The organism is Actinomycetota bacterium (assembly GCA_005888325.1).
Taxonomy (GTDB): domain Bacteria; phylum Actinomycetota; class Acidimicrobiia; order Acidimicrobiales; family AC-14; genus AC-14.
Map to the genome: position 1 here is coordinate 95,942 of VAWU01000024.1, position 16,384 is coordinate 112,325.

General features: G+C 69.8%; 12 protein-coding genes, 1 tRNA gene and 2 pseudogenes. 8 read left to right on the forward strand and 7 right to left on the reverse strand.

The annotated features are described in order from the left end of the window. The first annotated feature begins 19 nt into the window (after nucleotides 1-19). The 3 genes from E6G06_08630 (at nucleotide 20) to E6G06_08640 (ending at nucleotide 3,243) form a co-directional block, all read left to right on the forward strand. A complete protein-coding gene (locus E6G06_08630) occupies nucleotides 20-2,323 on the forward strand; it encodes a response regulator (GenBank protein ID TML91855.1) in 2,304 nt (767 codons plus the stop codon). A gap of 14 nt (nucleotides 2,324-2,337) precedes the next feature. After that, complete coding sequence (locus E6G06_08635) at nucleotides 2,338-2,766, forward strand: response regulator (GenBank protein ID TML91856.1); 429 nt, start codon at nucleotides 2,338-2,340, stop codon at nucleotides 2,764-2,766. A gap of 72 nt (nucleotides 2,767-2,838) precedes the next feature. Next, nucleotides 2,839-3,243, forward strand: a complete 405-nt coding sequence (locus tag E6G06_08640; GenBank protein TML91857.1) for a hypothetical protein — start codon at nucleotides 2,839-2,841, stop codon at nucleotides 3,241-3,243. 106 nt (nucleotides 3,244-3,349) lie between these two features. Here the strand turns inward: E6G06_08640 and E6G06_08645 are convergent. Both E6G06_08645 and E6G06_08650 read right to left on the reverse strand, forming a co-directional pair. Beyond that, nucleotides 3,350-3,421, reverse strand: a tRNA-Gln gene (locus E6G06_08645). A 19-nt stretch (nucleotides 3,422-3,440) separates the two neighbouring features. Then, nucleotides 3,441-5,453 (reverse strand): glutamate--tRNA ligase, encoded by a 2,013-nt coding sequence (locus tag E6G06_08650; GenBank protein ID TML91858.1) that lies wholly within the window; start codon nucleotides 5,451-5,453, stop codon nucleotides 3,441-3,443. A gap of 28 nt (nucleotides 5,454-5,481) precedes the next feature. Between E6G06_08650 and E6G06_08655 the strand changes: the two genes are divergently transcribed. After that, nucleotides 5,482-6,894 (forward strand): proline--tRNA ligase, encoded by a 1,413-nt coding sequence (locus tag E6G06_08655; protein ID TML91859.1) that lies wholly within the window; start codon nucleotides 5,482-5,484, stop codon nucleotides 6,892-6,894. Between the two features lie 34 nt (nucleotides 6,895-6,928). Here the strand turns inward: E6G06_08655 and E6G06_08660 are convergent, their stop codons facing one another. The 4 genes and pseudogenes from E6G06_08660 to E6G06_08675 form a co-directional block, all read right to left on the reverse strand. Next, the gene (locus E6G06_08660) at nucleotides 6,929-7,867 is read right to left on the reverse strand and encodes a hypothetical protein (protein ID TML91860.1); all 939 of its coding nucleotides are present in this window, start codon (nucleotides 7,865-7,867) and stop codon (nucleotides 6,929-6,931) included. A 131-nt stretch (nucleotides 7,868-7,998) separates the two neighbouring features. Beyond that, nucleotides 7,999-8,568, reverse strand: coding sequence for a PPOX class F420-dependent oxidoreductase (locus tag E6G06_08665; GenBank protein ID TML91861.1), 570 nt, complete (start codon nucleotides 8,566-8,568; stop codon nucleotides 7,999-8,001). Beyond that, nucleotides 8,565-10,859 carry an EAL domain-containing protein gene (locus E6G06_08670; GenBank protein TML91862.1) on the reverse strand — a complete coding sequence of 765 codons (2,295 nt, stop codon included), beginning with the start codon at nucleotides 10,857-10,859 and terminating at the stop codon, nucleotides 8,565-8,567. Before E6G06_08670 ends, E6G06_08665 begins: the two co-directional genes overlap by 4 nt. Nucleotides 10,860-10,932: 73 nt before the next feature. Beyond that, a pseudogene (locus E6G06_08675) lies at nucleotides 10,933-12,157 on the reverse strand (cytochrome P450). Between the two features lie 109 nt (nucleotides 12,158-12,266). On the opposite strand from E6G06_08675, the gene E6G06_08680 reads away from it, so the two are divergent. Continuing rightward, nucleotides 12,267-13,253, forward strand: a complete 987-nt coding sequence (locus E6G06_08680; GenBank protein ID TML91863.1) for a hypothetical protein — start codon at nucleotides 12,267-12,269, stop codon at nucleotides 13,251-13,253. Between the two features lie 2 nt (nucleotides 13,254-13,255). On the opposite strand, the pseudogene E6G06_08685 reads toward E6G06_08680, so the two are convergent. Then, a pseudogene (locus tag E6G06_08685) lies at nucleotides 13,256-14,101 on the reverse strand (alpha/beta hydrolase). Nucleotides 14,102-14,143: 42 nt separating this feature from the next. Here E6G06_08685 and E6G06_08690 point away from each other — a divergent pair. From E6G06_08690 to E6G06_08700, 3 genes are all read left to right on the forward strand, one after another. Continuing rightward, nucleotides 14,144-14,578: a hypothetical protein gene (locus E6G06_08690; GenBank protein TML91864.1), complete on the forward strand. Its 435-nt coding sequence runs from the start codon at nucleotides 14,144-14,146 to the stop codon at nucleotides 14,576-14,578. A gap of 136 nt (nucleotides 14,579-14,714) precedes the next feature. Beyond that, a complete protein-coding gene (locus E6G06_08695; protein ID TML91865.1) occupies nucleotides 14,715-15,629 on the forward strand; it encodes a hypothetical protein in 915 nt (304 codons plus the stop codon). A gap of 57 nt (nucleotides 15,630-15,686) precedes the next feature. Beyond that, nucleotides 15,687-16,382 carry a hypothetical protein gene (locus E6G06_08700; protein ID TML91866.1) on the forward strand — a complete coding sequence of 232 codons (696 nt, stop codon included), beginning with the start codon at nucleotides 15,687-15,689 and terminating at the stop codon, nucleotides 16,380-16,382. Nucleotides 16,383-16,384: the final 2 nt, after the last annotated feature.

Below are 16,384 nucleotides of genomic sequence, written 5' to 3' on the forward strand. Positions count from 1 at the left end.
ATCCGCGGGACTCCGACACATGGATGAGCCGCCTCCACATGTTCACACCCCGACGGACCACGCCACCCCTCGATCGGTCTGCGCACCGAGAGCGACGGAGCTCACGGCTGCCCAGGTGACCCAGGACGTGAAGCCCTCGCGGCGGATGTCGGCGACACCGTCCGCGCCGGCCGGCGTCGGTCGACGTGCCCGGTTCCGTCCGGAGATCGCGGCGGCCGCCGTCCTCTCGGCTGCGTTCCTCGGCATGTCTCTCCTCGCGGCCGGCGACACGGGTTTCTGGAACGCGGTGGACGACATCGCACAGGTGATCGCGCCGGCCACGGCTTCACTCTCGTGCCTGTCGGCGGCGCGTCGGCGCGACGGACCGGTGCGTGTCGTGTTGCTGCTCCTCGCAGCCGGGACGGCGCTCTGGTGTGCCGGCCAGGTCCACTGGTCGTGGTGGGAGATCCGCAAGGGCGACCCGCCGCCCACCCCTTCGATCGAAGACGTGGCGTTCCTGGGCGCGGCGGTGTTGTTCGTCGTGGCGGTGGCCCTGCTGCTGAACAGCGCGGCGCGGCACCGCTCGCGGCTGCGAGCCGGGATCGAGGGCCTGATGATCGCGGGCAGCGTCCTCTGTGTCAGCTGGTCGCTGGTGCTGCGGACGGTGTTCACCGAGTCGGACAGCTCCATGGTCGCGCATCTGGTGCTGCTCGCGTATCCGGTGCTCGACGTCATCGTCCTGGCGATGCTGCTCTTCGCCCTGACCCGCGTCCAAGGCGCGGCGCGGGTGATGATCAAGCCGCTCGCGCTCGGCATCGGCGCGATTGCCGTGGCCGACAGCGTCTTCACCGGCCTCACCGCCCTGGACCGCTACAACGGCGTGCAGCCCAACGATGCCGGGTGGTTCATCGGCTTCCTCGTCATCGCCGTGGCCGCGCGGCACTCGACGAGACCCGAAACTCCCGAGCCGGCCGGCGCCCGCGGCCAGCGCCTCCTTCTCACCCTTCCCAGCCTCTCGCTCATCGGCGTCGTGCTGACCGTCGGCGTACGCCAGGCGGGCGGGGAGGCCATCGATGGCACCTTGGTCTGGCTCGCCCTCGGGCTGCTCGCCGTCAGCGTCATCTATCACCTGTCGGTGATCTTCGAGAACCAGGCTCTTGGCGCGCACCTGGCCGCCGCCCGCGACGAGGCGCTTGCGGCATCGGAGATGAAGTCGCAATTCCTCGCCAACATGAGCCACGAGATCCGTACGCCGATGAACGGCGTCATCGGCCTCACCGCCTTGCTGCTGGACTCCGAGCTCGACGACGAGCAGCAAGAGCTCGCGGAGGGCGTGGCCACCTCGGCCGAGAGCCTGCTCGGGGTCATCAACGACATCCTCGACTTCTCCAAGATCGAGGCGGGCAAGCTCACGCTCGAGGAGATCGAGTTCGACCTCGAGGATCTGCTCGACGACGTCACCACCATCGTCGCCGACGGCGCACGACGGAAAGGACTCGAGCTCGTGGCGTACAGCGAGCCCGGGCTCTGGACCAAACGGCGCGGCGATCCCGTGCGCCTCCGCCAGATCCTGCTCAACCTCGCATCGAACGCGGTCAAGTTCACGAGCGCGGGCCACGTCATCATTCGTGCGGTGGCTCCCCCCTCGAGTGTCGACAGTCGGGAGGTCCGCTTCGAGGTGGTCGACTCCGGGATCGGGATCGCCCCTGCCGATCAGGAGCACCTGTTCGATCCCTTCTCCCAGGTGGACGCGTCGACGACGCGGAGGTTCGGCGGTACCGGACTCGGCTTGGCCATCGTCAAGCAGCTCACCGAGCTGCAGGGTGGGAGCATCACGGTCGAAAGCCAGGAGGGCGGCGGAACCACCTTCGGGGTCACGGTGCCGCTGCCCGTCGAGAATTCGACGGCCACCACGGAGACATTGCTCGACGTTCTCGTCGGCCTTCGCGCGTTGGTCGTCGACGACAACACGGTCAACCGGATGATTCTGGCCCACACGCTGAGGTCGTGGGGCGTCGTCGTCGAAGACGCAGCGGAAGCCGAAGCCGCCCTCGCAGCCGTTCGGCGACACCGGGGCGCCGAGAGCTTCGGGCTGTACCTACTGGATCACAACATGCCGGGGATGGACGGAGTCGACCTGTCCCGGACCATCCGCGACGAGGACCCGGACACCCATCGGGTGACGCTGCTGCTCAGCTCCGGTGGGGGCGTCGACCGAGACGATGCCCGTGACGCAGGCGTCGACTCCGTCATGGTCAAACCCGTGCGCAACAGGGATCTGTTGCAGCGGGTCATCAGCGGTGTCGTCAAAGAGTCACTTCTCGGAGCCCGATCGGGCCACTAGCAAGGAACGCCCACATGAAGCGCATTCTTCTCGTCGAAGACAACAAGATGAACCAGCTCGTCGCGGTCAAGACTCTGCAGAAGCTGGGCTACGTGGTCAGGGTCGCGAACGATGGCTCAGAAGCGCTCGACAACTACAGCGGCGGCGAGTTCGACGCCATCCTGATGGACTGCCAGATGCCGGGCATCGACGGCTTCGAGACGACGTTGAGGTTCCGCGAACGTCAGGCTGCGACCGGTGCGCCTCCCACACCCATCATCGGTCTGAGCGCACGGGCGATGGACACCGATCGCCGCGACGCCCTCGCCGTCGGCATGGACGATTACCTCACGAAGCCGTTGCGGGTCGACGAGCTGAGGACGGTGCTCGGCCGGTGGATACGCACCGACGACGAGAGCCCGGACGATGCGGTGTCGACGGTGGACGCCGACAAGATCCTCTGATCCAAGCCGCCGTCTCGCGCCGAATCAAGTGCGTTCGGCGAGTTCGGTGCTCGCGGAACAGGAGGATCCGTCATGTCACTCGTCCGTCTCCTTCCTGCTTGGTTCCATGCCATCGCCGACTATGCCGTCGGCCTCTCGCTGATCGTCGTCGCGGTGGCGGTGGGCGGCTCGGCCGGGGCGGTGGCCACCGGTGTCGTCGTGGGCGCCACGGTCCTCGTCGTCAGCATGCTGACGAAGTACCCGCTCGGCGTGGCGAAGGTGCTCCCGTTCACCGTTCACTCTGCCGGCGACTACCTCGCGGCGGCGCTGTTGCTCGGCGCGCCGTGGGCCTTGAACTTCGCCGACGGCGATGGTGGCCTGGCCGCGTTCTACGTCGTCGCGGGCGTCGCGGTGCTCGCGGTGAGCCTCATCACCAACTACCAGTACAGCCCGAAGCGGGAATGGGGCACGGCGAAGGCTGCTGCGAGCCCTGCCTGAGCAGCACCGGGCAACGGTGAAGTGCCACTGGGTTGGACGGCGACTCGTCCAACCCAGTGGAGCGGTCAGGGCGACGACGCGTCGAGGTTCGCGTCGTGGACGTGAGCTCGGGGGGGAGGACTCGAACCCCCAATAACAGGGCCAGAACCTGCCGTGTTGCCGATTACACCACCCCCGAATGGGCGGAAGCGGTCAGGTTAGCCGCTCGTCTTGCGTTGCCGCACACGGGTGACGACCTGGTCGACGCCGCTCACCTCGCGGAACCCGAAGATCCGCCCAAGCCCCACGGCAACGGCCTCGCGCGCGATGAACTTCGCCTCGGTCGCTCCGTGAATCGGGCTCGTGCGTGTCGGCGAGGCCCACCCCACGAGGTTCAGCTCGCCGGCCATCGACGTGAGCCGCAGCGAGTGGAAGGGATCGGACACGAGCAGCACGCGGTCGATCCCGTCCGCGTGCAGGAACGAGGCGGCCGCGGCGAGCGACTGCCAGGAGGAGCGCCCCGTGACCTCGCGGCGGATGGCGTCGTCGGGGACCCCCTGAGTGTGCAGGTAGTCCGCCGATGCCGTCGCCTCCGTGAAGCGATCCCCCGGCTGGCGGCCGCCGGTCACGACGATGACGGGTGCCAGCCTGCGCCGGTAGAGCTCGACGGCGTGATCGAGACGGGCGCGGAGCACCTCGGACGGCCGGCCGTCGTACTGCGCGGCGCCGAGCACCACGATGGCTTGCGCAGGACGGGCCTGGTCACGCCGCGACGTCATCCAGACCTGCACGAAGGTCACGCCGAAGTACACGACGACGACTGCGAACAGGCCCAGCAGGATCCGCAGCAGCGCCTCGCGCAGCCGCTCGAGCGCGCGCTCGCGACCGAGCAGCTCGAGCGACTCGAACAGCGGGGGGCCCACGGTGCGACCGGTGACGGCGACACGGATGGGAACCTGGGCCTTGTTGAGCTTCAACCCGTGGCGCTCGCCGATGACGGCCGTGAGCTCGTGCAGCGCATCGCGCTGCCACGCGCACGTCTCGTACTCACGAAGCGCATCGTCGACGATGGCGAGCGACGTGAGCTGACCCGTCACCTTCTCCCACGCCGCCTGGTCGATCGCGGGCTTGTCGAGGAAGAGGAAATCCACCCACGTCGGCACCTCGGCGAGCGTCTTCACCCGCTGCTGCACCTCGGGCGCGATGGCCTCGAACCGGGCGGGGTCGTACGCCTCCGGCGGCCATGGGGCGTCGAGCTCCAGCCAGGGCGTCGCCTCGCGGACGAACGTCGCCACCGGCATCGCCCGGATGTACTCGGCGTTGATGTGGTCGAGCTTCTTGACGTCGAAGTAGGCGGACGCCTTGGTGACGTGTTCGAGCTCGAACTCGGCCACCAGCTCCTCGACCGTGAGGATCTCCCGCCCGTCGGCCGGCGCCCAACCCAGCAGGGCCAGGTAGTTGCGCATCGCAGCCGCGAGGTAACCGCGCTCGCGATACTCCTCGAGGGCGACGTCGTCGCGCCGCTTCGAGAGCTTCTGGCGCTTCTCGTTCACGATCATCGGGAGGTGCGCGAAGACGGGATCGTTCTCTGCACCCAGCGCCCGGCGCAGGAGCAGGGCTCGGGGCGTCGACGACAGCAGGTCCTCGCCCCGCACGACGTGGGTGATCCCCATGTCGAGGTCGTCGACCGCGTTGGCGAGCAGGAACACCGAGGTGCCGTCGGAACGGAGGATCACGAAGTCCTCCAGCGCGTCGTGGGCGAACCGCACCTCGCCTCGGATCAGGTCGTGCACGACCGTGTCACCTTCGTCGGGCGTGCGAAAGCGCACGACGCGTGCGTCTCCCGGGCCGAGCCCCCGATCGCGGCAGTACCCGTCGTAGCCGGGCTTGGGGTTGTCCTTGGTTCGGGCGTCGATCAGCTCGCGCGTGCAGTCGCACCAGTACGCCCGCCCCTCGTCGAGCAACCGCTGCGCCGAGGCGCGGTACAGCTCCAGCCGACCCGACTGCCGCACGGGCCCCTCGTCCCAGTCGAGGCCGAGCCAACGCAGCGCGCTCGAGATCCCGTCGACGAGGTCTTCGCGCGAACGCGCGGCGTCGGTGTCCTCGATGCGCAGGACGAAGGTGCCCCCGGTGTGGCGGGCGAAGAGCCAGTTGAACAGCGCCGAGCGGGCGCTCCCCACGTGCAGGAAACCGGTCGGCGCGGGCGAGAAGCGAACTCGGGGGCCCGGCATACGGGTCGAGGCTACCCTCGACCTTCCGATGCCCAAGAGCGTGCTCACTCCGCAGGCCGAGAACTTCCCGCAGTGGTACCAGGACGTGGTCGCGAAGGCGGAGCTGGCCGAGAACGGCCCGGTGCGGGGCACGATGGTGATCCGCCCCTACGGCTACGCCATCTGGGAGCGGCTGCAGCGCGAGCTCGACGACCGCATCAAGGCCGCCGGTGCGAGCAACGCGTACTTCCCGCTGTTCATCCCCGAGTCCTTCCTACGCAAGGAAGCCGAGCACGTCGAGGGCTTCAGCCCCGAGCTCGCGGTCGTCACCCACGGCGGGGGCAAGAAGCTCGAAGAGCCGGTCGTCGTGCGCCCCACCAGCGAGACGGTGATCAACGCCTTCTTCTCCAAATGGGTGCAGAGCTATCGCGACCTGCCCATGCTGCTCAACCAGTGGTGCAACGTCGTGCGCTGGGAGCTGCGGCCGCGTCTCTTCCTCCGCACCACCGAGTTCCTCTGGCAGGAAGGTCACACCTGTCATGCGTCGGAGGACGACGCCCGCACCTACGCCCTGCGCATCCTGGCCGACGTCTACGAGCAGACGATGACCGACGTCATGGCCATGCCGGTCCTCGCCGGGATGAAGACGCCCGGCGAGACCTTCGCGGGAGCCGACATCAGCTGGACCTGTGAGGGGATGATGCTCGACGGCAAGGCGGTGCAGATGGGCACCAGTCACCTCCTGGGCCAGAACTTCGCCCGCGTGTTCGAGACCCAGTTCCTCACCGAGACCGGCGAGCAGGAGTTCGTGTGGCAGACGTCGTGGGGCGTGTCGACGCGCCTCGTGGGCGCGCTCATCATGGGCCACGGCGACGACAACGGCCTCTGCGTGCCGCCCCGCCTGGCCCCGGTGCAGGTCGTGGTGCTCGTCGTGCGCGACGAGGAGGGCGTGGGTGAGCGTGCTGCGGCTCTCGCGCAGGAGTTGCGCGACGCGGGAGCACGCGTCGAGCTCGACGCGCGCGTCGCCACCTCGTTCGGGCGTCGAGCCGTCGAGTGGGAGCTCAAGGGCGTGCCTGTCCGAGTCGAGCTGGGGCCGCGCGATCTGGCTGCCGGCAACGCCAACCTCGTGCGGCGGGACGACAACACCAAGACCGCCGTCCCACTCGTCGGGCTGGGCCGGCGCATCGCTGACGTGCTCGACGACGTCCAGCGCGTCCTCCACACGCGCGCGCGCTCGTTTCGCGACGACCACACGGTCGAGGCCTCGTCGCTCGATGACGGGCGCGAGGCCGCGCAGTCCGGCTTCGCCCGGTTGCCGTGGAATCTCGTCGGGGAGGGGCAGGGCGAGGCACGGCTGGCCGAGAAGAGCGTCAGCGTCCGCTGCCTCCAACGGCCGGACGGCTCGGTACCCGCGTCGCGCGACGAAGCCGACCTCGTCGCCGTCGTCGGCCGGTCCTACTGACCCGCGCCGCCGGACGCGGCGCGCGCGGCGGTCGCTACTGGGCTCCCCACCAGACATACGTGAGGTTGATGCCCATCACGGCCTGCCACGGCTGGGCGTTGTCGTACTTCGTGGTGAGCTTGTAGCTGTGACCCGCGATCACCTTCTCGTGGAGCACGCACGCGTTGATCGACATGATGTGCATGAACTCGTCGGGGTGCTCGTACTCCACCACGCTCTTGCAGAGGTTCGTGCCCGTCGTGTCGTCCCTGAGCGTGTTGCTGATCCCCCCTTCGTGCAGGTGGGCTCCGGTGAAGACGACCATGCCGTCGCGAGCCGCGGTCCACGAGCGCGACCTGTAATAGAAGCTCCCGGGCCCACCGTTGCCCGGCACGTCGAAGGTCGACCCGCCGCAGCCCGTGACGTCCTGGAACAGCGGCTGCACCGGCCGGGAGTTGGTGGCGTTGGCGCCCGGTTGGTAGTCGAGCGTGTACTGGATGTAGACGGTCTTGGCGGGGGTGCCGGGCGGGGTCATGTTCATCAGGTGGTAGATGGCGCCCCACTGATCGTTGGCTCCGACGAGGTAGGCGTACGGTCCCCAGATGGAGATGGGCGTGCGCTCCATCCCCGCGCCGATGAAGCGCTCTCGCCTCCCCGGGCACAGCACGTCGGTATGGGCCGAGGTCGTCAGCACGATGTGGTGCAGGTGCACCTTGTCCACCGGCACCGGCGTCCCGTTGGAGTTCACCACGTCGAACCGGGCTCCCTTCAGCCCGAAGCTGCCCGTGGGACGGGGGAAGCCCGATGCGGGCGACCCCATGACCTCGCCCCCGGCGGCGATCGTGAAGGGCCCGTAGCGGAAGGTCTGGGTGAGGGTGTCACCCCCACCCGGAGGCGCATTGACGAGTGGCTCGCACGCGGTTCCGACGAGCAGGACGGCCGCTCCCAGCAGCCCCAGAACGGCAAGCCTCCGACCGTTGGCCGATACACGCATGGCGCCCCCTTGGCTCGTGCTCGATCTCCCGTGCCGCCGTGTGGCGCCACGAGTCTGAATCACAAATGTGAGGAAAGCATGACCTCGCCCGGCCTGCGCCTGCCGAGCTCGGGTCCGCGAAGGTCGGCCCGTCAGGCCGGAGCCATCGGCGTGACCTCCACGTAGACGGAGGCGACCTGCTGCCCCAGCTGTGTATACAGCCGGCGACCGAGCCCGTAGTTCGCCTGCAGACACCGTTCGGCGTCGGCCGCCTCTTCGATCGGCAGGACCCTCGCGGTGCCGACGAGCGGCGCCGAGAGCGGCCGTCCTCGCGTGGTTGCGGCGGCAATGCGCACCTGGGGGTTACGCCCGATGCGCTTCACCTTGGCGGTGGCTGCCCCTGTGTGGAAATAGAGCTTGCCGTTTCCGGTTCCGAACCACAGCGGTGATGGCACGGGCTCACCGCTCTTCTTGTAGGTCACCAGCACGCAGTACTTGCGCCCCTGAAGGTCGGCGAGGCTGCCCGTCGGCGCCATCTCCGCGACGTCCTGCGCCTTCGAGCTTCGCATCCAGTCGTAGAAGCGGTCGCTCGATCGGGCGAACCGTTCGCTCAAGCTCATGGGCAAGACGATGGTGCCCGACGACGCAGCGCCGCAAGTTCGCTCCCCGTGGTTCAGCCGGCCAACGCGGACCCCCCCGATCGAGCGGGCGCCGCATGTCATCCCGCGGCGGCCGCGGGGTGGTGTTCGAGCGCGGGAGCACAGTCGGGCAGCTGGCCGGGTCCCCGCACGAGCTGTGAGCGCACCAGCACCTCGAAGCGCGCCGCGCTGAGTGGCGGGCTGAACAGGAACCCCTGCACCTGATCACAGCCCGACGCGTGGAGGAAGGCAAGTTGGTCGGCCGTCTCCACCCCCTCGGCGACGACGCTGAGCCCGAGCCCGTGTGCCATGGCGATCACCGCCGCCACGATGGACTCACCACGGTTGCGTTGCCCGATTCGACTGACGAAGGACCTGTCGATCTTCAACACGTCGATGGGCAGCTGCGTGAGGTGACTCAGCGACGAGTAACCGGTGCCGAAATCGTCGATCGCGCAGCGCACGCCCATGGCGCGGATGTCCTCCAGGACCGACACGGTGAGCTCGAGATGGTCGAGCGCAGCCGTCTCGGTCACTTCCAACTCGAGCGCGCGGCCCGGCAGCTGGTGGCGCCGGAGCGCGGAGGCGACGAGGGCGGCGAGCGGGGAGCCCACGAACTGTCGCGGCGAGAGGTTGACGGCCAGCGGAAGAGCACGGAGACCGCTGGTCGACCAGATCTGGGCCTGCGCGCAGGCCAGCTCGAGCACGCGTTCACCCAGCGCAGTGATCAGCCCCGTGTCCTCGGCGAGGGTGATGAACTCGCCGGGGCCGAGCACCCCCCGGTCGGGATGGCGCCACCGCACGAGTGCCTCCGCCCCCGTCACCGCGCCCGTGTGCAGGGAGACCTTGGGTTGGAAACGCAGCTCGAGCTCGTCGTTCTCGATGGCCCGCAGCAGCCGGCGCTCCGCGTCGACGCGGGCTTGAACCAAGGCATGGAGCTCGGCGCTGTAGACGGCGACGCCTCCACGCCCCACGTCTTTGGCTTGGTACATGGCGCTGTCCGCCGCGGTGAGCAGCGCTGACGCGTCGGCCGCGTCGTCTGGAAACACGGCGACCCCGATGCTGGGTGTGACCGGCACGGTGTAGGTGCCCGCCTCGAAGTGTTCCTCGAAGGCCGCGAGGAGGCGTTCGGCCACGGCGACCGCGTCACCCGGTGCGCGCAAGTGCGGCAGCAGGACCACGAACTCATCCCCTCCCAGGCGCGCCACGGTGTCCTCGTCGCGCAGGAGCTCGCCGATCCTGGCTGCGACGGCTTGGAGGACGAGATCCCCGCAGGCGTGGCCCAGTCGGTCGTTGATGGCCTTGAAGCCGTCGAGATCCAGGAACAGCAGTGCCACCGCGGTGCCACCCCGGCGGGCATGGGCGAGCGCACGTTCGAGGCGGTCGTCCAACAAGGTGCGATTGGGGAGGCCCGTGAGCCCGTCGTGCTCGGCGCGGTGCTCGACGCTCGCCCGGTCCCACAGCAGGTCGGCCAGGTGCGCGGCGATGACCACCGCCAACACGGCCGATCCCACGGGAAACGTCAACGCGGTACGGGGGGCTCGGAACGCCAGCGCGACGGCGGCCGGCGCGATCACCGCGATGCCGACGAGGACCAGGTGCGCCCGGCTGAACTTGGGCGGGTCCTGCGCGAGCGGTTCGAACAGGTGCTCCATGGAGGGATGAAGCGCCGCCGCGCCCCAGGCCCCGAACGACAGCACGCGTAGCACCTCGATCGTCGGGCTCGTCCAAGGCAGCGACCACGTGGCCGCGGCGGCCTGGAGGCCATGAGCCCCGAACAGCCCCAGGAACCCGATGAGCAGGTAGAGGTAGCTGTCGGGGCGCTCACCGGGCAGGCTCATGAGGCGTCCGGTGACCACGAGCACGGCGACATCGGCTGCAGGGAGTGCGATGGCCGCGAGCATCACCGGGAACGGCACGGGCTGCCCTGCGTGCGACAACAGTGCCCACGCGCACAGCCCGAACGCCAAGGCGAGCAGGCCCGCCTCGACGACGATGTCGCCGCTCCGTCCTCGTCGCCGGCCCTGCACCATCCGCACCACGGCGCTGAGCGTGACGGGATAGCCGACCAAGGCGACGAGTGCGGTCAGGACGAAGACAGTCGACGTCATGGGGACGATCGATCGCGCCGCGTCACTCATCACCACGGCCCCGAGCCCCACGCCCAGGAGGAGTACCGGCTCCACCGGTCCCGCCGCGGCCGGCAACGGCCGCCCAGAGCGATGCCGGCGCAGGCCGAGCGCCACACAAACAAGCGTTGCGAGTCCCATGGCGGTCAGCAGGCGGGTTGACGCCGCGACGCTGTGGGCCCGGGTCGTCCACGCCGCGGCTCCTACCGCCAAGATCAGTGGGGTACGCCAGGCGACGCCGTCCATATCCCGAACATCGGTGCACGAGTGCACAAGATTGAACGACTGGATTCTCGGGGTCGTTCGGGGCGCAGACCCCTTACGGGCGCTTGGTGAACTGCACCGGCATGCGTTTGATGCCGTGGATGAAGGCCGACTGGAGCATGTCGGGGGGGCCGGTCACCTCGATGTCGGGCAGACGGCGGAAGAGCTCGTCGAACATCACCCCGATCTCCCGGCGGGCCAGGTGGGCGCCGAGGCAGAAATGCGGGCCGCCGGCGCCGAACCCGACGTGCTCGTTCGGCGTGCGCCGGACGTCGAAGCGGTCGGGGTCGTCGAACTTCGACGCATCGCGGTTGGCCGAGTTGTACCAGAGGACGACCTTCTCGCCTTCGCCGATCTCCTGACCGCCGATCACGGTCTCCCGGCTGACCGTGCGGCGGAAGTGGATCACGGGGGTGGACCAACGCACGATCTCCTCGACCGCGGTCGGAGTGACGGCCGGGTTCTCCATCCAGATGCGGCGCTGGTCGGGATGGTCGGTGAGCGCCTTCATGCCGTGGCTGATGGCGGTGCGGGTCGTCTCGTTCCCGGCGACGACGAGGAGGATGAAGAAGGACCCGAACTCCTGGGTGGTGAGGGCTTCGCCCTCCACGTCGGCGGTCGCCCGGCTCGGTCAGCTTCCGCTCGCCGAGCTCCATGGCGAACTGGTACAGCTCCATCGCCGCCGCCATCAGGTCCTCGAGGCTGTTGACGTACTCGGGATCGCCGACGCCGAGGATCGTGTTGGTGAGCTCGAAGATGCGGCCGTAGTGCGATGCGGGGATACCCATCATGTCGCAGATGATCTGCAGCGGCAGGGCGGCGGCGATCTCCTGAACGAAGTCGCACTCGCCGAGCGGCGCGACGCGATCGACGATCTCACGCGCCTTGACGCGCACCGTGTCACCCAGGCTCGTCACCATCTTCGGTGTGAAGCCGCGGTTGACGATGCCGCGCAGCTTGGCGTGACGCGGATCGTCCATCGAGATCATCGAGCCGAAGAACTCGCTGATCTCGACGGGCATGTCGCCGATGTTCACGCCCTTGCCCGACACGAACACGTCGGGTCGCCGGCTCGCGGTCCACACATCGTCGTACCGCGTGAGCGACCAGTAACCGGGCCCACGCGGCATCGGTTCGAACTCGGGCTCGGCGAAGAACGCGACGGGCCGTTCCGTCCGCAGCGTGGCGAACGCCGCTTCGCGCTCGGCCTCGGGCCGGATCCAGAACTCGGGGTCGGACAGGTCGATCTCGTCGACCTCGAGGTGTGTCACGGACGTCATGGACGGAGTCTCTCGCGCACGGCTCGCCGGCGTCTCGGGGCAGCACGCGGCCGCCCGGCCGGCCGCTCGGGATTGACGGTGGCCCGGAATTTCATAAACACTCACGTTGATGAAGTACGTGCCGTACCAGCGGCTGGGGGAACGCCCGAACGTGATCGTCGACGGTGCCGCCAACGCCGACACGGTGCTCACGCTCTCGCACTGGCCGCACAGCCCCACGCCCGCCGAGCTCAGCGCCGACCTCTCGGCCGAGATCGTCTTCCGCTATCTCGAGCGACCCGAGCTGCACGTGGCAGTCGACGCGGTGTCCAACAACCACTTCGACGAGGACGGGCTCGTCGGAGTGTGGGCGATGGTGAACCCCGACGAGGCGCAGCAGCGGCGCGACCGGCTGGTCGACATCGCGGCCGCGGGTGACTTCGCCACCTACCGCGACCGGCGCGCGGCGCGCGCCGCGTTCACCCTCGCGGCGTTCGCCGACCCGGATCAATCGCCCTTGGGCGCCGCCGTCTTCGCGGTCGACTACCCGGAGCTGGTCGCGACGTTGTTCGACGAGCTGCTGCCACGACTCGGCGACATCTGTGACCGCGTCGACGACTACCGCGCCCTGTGGGAGGCGGAGGACACCGCGCTGACCGAGAGCGAGGCCGCGATCGAGAGCGGCGCGGCGGTCATCGAGGAGCTGCCGGCCCTCGACCTCGCGGTCGTCACGATTCCCGAGGAGCTCGACCTGCGTCGCGTGCACCGCTTCACCCAGCGGCGTACGGAAGCGATCCACCCGATGGCAGTCCACAACGCGACCAATCGGTTCCGCGTGCTCGTCGTGCAGGGACGCAGCTTCAGGTTCCACTACCGGTACGAGAGTTGGGTGCAGTACGTCTCGCGCAAGCCGCTCCCGCGCGTCGACCTCGCGCCGCTCGTCACTCGACTCTCGGAGCTCGAGCGAAACGGTCGGTGGCGGGCGGACGGGGTGGACGCGATCACCCCCGTGCTGCAGCTCGATGGTGCCGACGAATCGAGCATCGACCTCACGACGTTTCGCGCTGAGCTCGAACGCCACCTCGCCGGCGCGCCTCCGGCCTGGGACCCGTACTGAGATCAGGCGCTCGACAGGTGGTCGAGGAGGAGCCGGTTGAGCTCGTCGGCTGCCTCCTCCGGTATCCAGTGGCTCACGCCCTCGAGCACCTCGAAGCGGTACGGCCCCTCGACGTGGTCGACCGTCGCCTCCGCGCCCTCGCGCCCGAGCGCGACGTCGGCGGTGCTCCACACGAACATCGTCGGCGTGGTGATGGGCCCGAGCCGGTCGATCGCGGCGGCCTCGGCCGCGCGGTACCAGTTGAGCGCAGCCGACATCGCACCGGGCTCGCGCATGCGCCGCACGTAGGTGTCGACGTCGCCGCTGAGCCCGGTGCCCGCGAGCATGACGCGCAGCCGGGTTGCGTCATCCTCGAGCAGCAGCTCCTCCGCTTTGCCCTCCTGGCGGAACACGTCGACGTAGCTCGACCGTTGCCGCTGGTCGTCACCGTGGAGCGCGCGGGCGAACGCCGCGGGGTGCGGGACCGACAACGCGGTGAGCGAACGCAGCCGCTGCGGGTGGCGTCCGGCCACGTGCCACGCGACCGCTGCGCCCCAGTCGTGACCCACCAGGTGGAACCGGTCCGCGCCCAGCTGGTCGGCCATCCCGACCACGTCGGCCACCAGAGGCTCGATCCCCTAGTGCTCCACGCCGACCGGGCGGGCCCGGGGCGAGTACCCCCGCTGGTCAGGCGCGACGGCGCGATAGCCGGCCGCGCCGAGGGGGCCCAACTGGGCGCGCCACTCGTGGCTGCTCTGCGGGAAGCCGTGCAGCAGCAGGACGAGCTCGCCGTCTGGTGGCCCCACCGCCAGGGCGTCGAACGTGAGCCGGCCCACGGCGAGCTCGAGGCGCTCCGGACCGGGCGGCATGGCCGGGGAGGCTATCGAGGGCCACGCACTACCGTCGGAGACGTGAGCGCGTCACAGCTCGAGCAGCGGGTCCGCCTGCTCCCGTCGGTCCGCTCGTGCTCGATCGACGACCGCCGCGTCACCGTCCTGGTCGATCTGGCGACCGACCGCCGCAACGTCGCCGCGGGCGTCGCCTACATCCTCGCCGACCTCGGCATCGAGCGAACGGTGAACGTGCTCGGCGGCACGAGCCCCGCGGCCGAGGTGCTGCCCGCAGCCGCGCCGCGATCGGTGTGGCTCGTGCTCGTCGGGGTTGCTGCGCTCGTCCTCATGGTGCTCGGCGTGGTGGTGCTGATCGCCGACAATCGCGGGTCGTCGGACAGACCCGACCGCGCCCGCAAGCGACCACCGAATGCCACCACCACCGTCGCGGTCCCGCCGTCGGTCACGAGTCCTCCGACGTTCCCGCCCGACTGGCAACTTCGGCCCGGCCCGTGAACGCGCGCCGCGAACGGTCCACGACGCACCCACGGTCGATCCCGTACCATGCGACTGTCATCGCTCGTTCGGCGCCGGCGCTCTTCGGTTCGTCCAGTGGTTGCGGGCCGCCCTCACCGTCCGCAGAGGAGGGGTTGTGGAGATCCAGCGGGGGTTGGGGAGAGGTTTGGGAGCGCTCTTCCCGTCCACCCAGGCGGGTGAGGGTGACGCGTCGACGACCGGCACCGCGCCGACGGAACGCGAGCTGAGCGTGGCCATGGCCCCGACCGACCTCGGCGTCGTCATCCAGGACGTGATCTACGCGGGGCTCGACGCGCTCCTCGCGGCGATGCCGCTCGACCTCTGCGCATACCTGCACCTCGCGGAGGCGACCGGTCCTCAGCTCTACCTCCGCACACCCGACCTCTCGTCGATGGACGCCAACGAATGCTTCGCACTGTTCGGCGCGCTACGCGATGCGCTCGACGCCAACGAGGAGGACGACAGCCCGCTCGAGGTCCGCGGGTTTCACGCGCTGCGCATGAACACTCCCGGGCCTCGGTCGCGCGGACTCCACGTCGTCGGTCGACGCGCGGACGAGCTCGACGAGCGTGAACGCGAGCTGGCCGGGCGCCTGAGCCACGCGTTGGGCGCAGCCACCCACGCGCTCGAAGCGGTGGGCCCAGCGTCGGGCGAGCCCACGCTACGGCTCTCGGTCGAGGTGGTCGAAGGCGGACCGCAGGCCGACATCTCCCTGGAGGCGGGCGGGGAGACGCGCACCGGGCGCGGCACTGCGGAGTCGCCGTTCGAAGCCGTCGCCCGGGCGGTGCTCGACGCCTTTCGCGGCGAGTTCCAGCTCGTCCACGCGGGCCTGCAGGAGGCGGGCGGCGAGCGGGTGGCGCTCGTGATCGTCGAGGACGTGCTCGCCGAGCGGGGCCTCGGGTCGGCCCTGGGCCAGGACCCCCTGCAGGCCACCGCGGCCGCCGCCCTCGAGGCGGTCGGCCGGGTGCGGGACGCGAGCGCCCGGGCCCGGCGCGACAGGCGCATGGGCACCTTCCCGCCCTCCCCCTGACCCAGCCCCGGCCCGAGGTAGGCTGCCGCGTCGACCGAACCGGAGGGGGTTCGCGGAGTGGAGGCTGCTGGCCAGGGCTACAGGCAACGGCGTCGGCGGGCGAAGAAGCTCCGGCGACGCGCCGCCGCCCTGGGGATCCTGGGCGCGGTCTTCCTCGCCGGGGCAGCACCCGCGGGAGCGGGAGCCAAGGCCGGCGTCACACCCAACACCAACTTGAAGGACGGCGACATCGTCACGGTCGCCTGGACGGGCGTCGACGCGGGAGCCCGGCTCAACATCTTCGAGTGCGCGCAACCGCCGACGACGAGCACGTGCGCGGTCACCCAGGGCGTGATGAACTTCGTCAACGCCGCGACCGGCAACGGCCAGGTCATGCTCACCGTGCACACCGGCGCGATCGGCACGAGCGGAGCGCAGTGTCCCGGCGCCAAGAACGACTGCGTCATGGTGATCAACGTCGGCGCGTCCGAGGACCCGGCGGCAAACTTTGTCCTGCCGATCTCGTTCACCGGGGCGCCGGGCGCGAGCCCCGAGCAGCGCGCCGAGCTGGCGCAGACCGGCCCCGTCCATCTCGGCCTCGCCCTCACTGGCGGGGGCGCGATGCTCGCGGGCATGGTCCTCGTGAAGCTGGTGGAGGTCCCGCCGAGCGTGCCCGCGACACCGACGCCACCGCGGCGCGCGTGGCGCCGCACCGACGACGACATCCTCTACCGCCGCCGCCGGTACAAGCCCAAGCACCTGCGACGGCGCTGACG

Excerpts from the sequence above, each read along its gene's own strand:
- E6G06_08650 (TML91858.1), bottom strand. The coding sequence starts at position 5,453 with ATGCCGGGCCCCCGAGTTCGCTTCTCGCCCGCGCCGACCGGTTTCCTG.
- E6G06_08680 (TML91863.1), top strand. The coding sequence starts at position 12,267 with ATGAAGTACGTGCCGTACCAGCGGCTGGGGGAACGCCCGAACGTGATC.
- E6G06_08630 (TML91855.1), top strand. The coding sequence starts at position 20 with ATGGATGAGCCGCCTCCACATGTTCACACCCCGACGGACCACGCCACC.
- E6G06_08665 (TML91861.1), bottom strand. The coding sequence starts at position 8,568 with ATGACATGCGGCGCCCGCTCGATCGGGGGGGTCCGCGTTGGCCGGCTG.
- E6G06_08660 (TML91860.1), bottom strand. The coding sequence starts at position 7,867 with ATGCGTGTATCGGCCAACGGTCGGAGGCTTGCCGTTCTGGGGCTGCTG.
- E6G06_08635 (TML91856.1), top strand. The coding sequence starts at position 2,338 with ATGAAGCGCATTCTTCTCGTCGAAGACAACAAGATGAACCAGCTCGTC.
- E6G06_08655 (TML91859.1), top strand. The coding sequence starts at position 5,482 with ATGCCCAAGAGCGTGCTCACTCCGCAGGCCGAGAACTTCCCGCAGTGG.
- E6G06_08640 (TML91857.1), top strand. The coding sequence starts at position 2,839 with ATGTCACTCGTCCGTCTCCTTCCTGCTTGGTTCCATGCCATCGCCGAC.
- E6G06_08670 (TML91862.1), bottom strand. The coding sequence starts at position 10,859 with ATGGACGGCGTCGCCTGGCGTACCCCACTGATCTTGGCGGTAGGAGCC.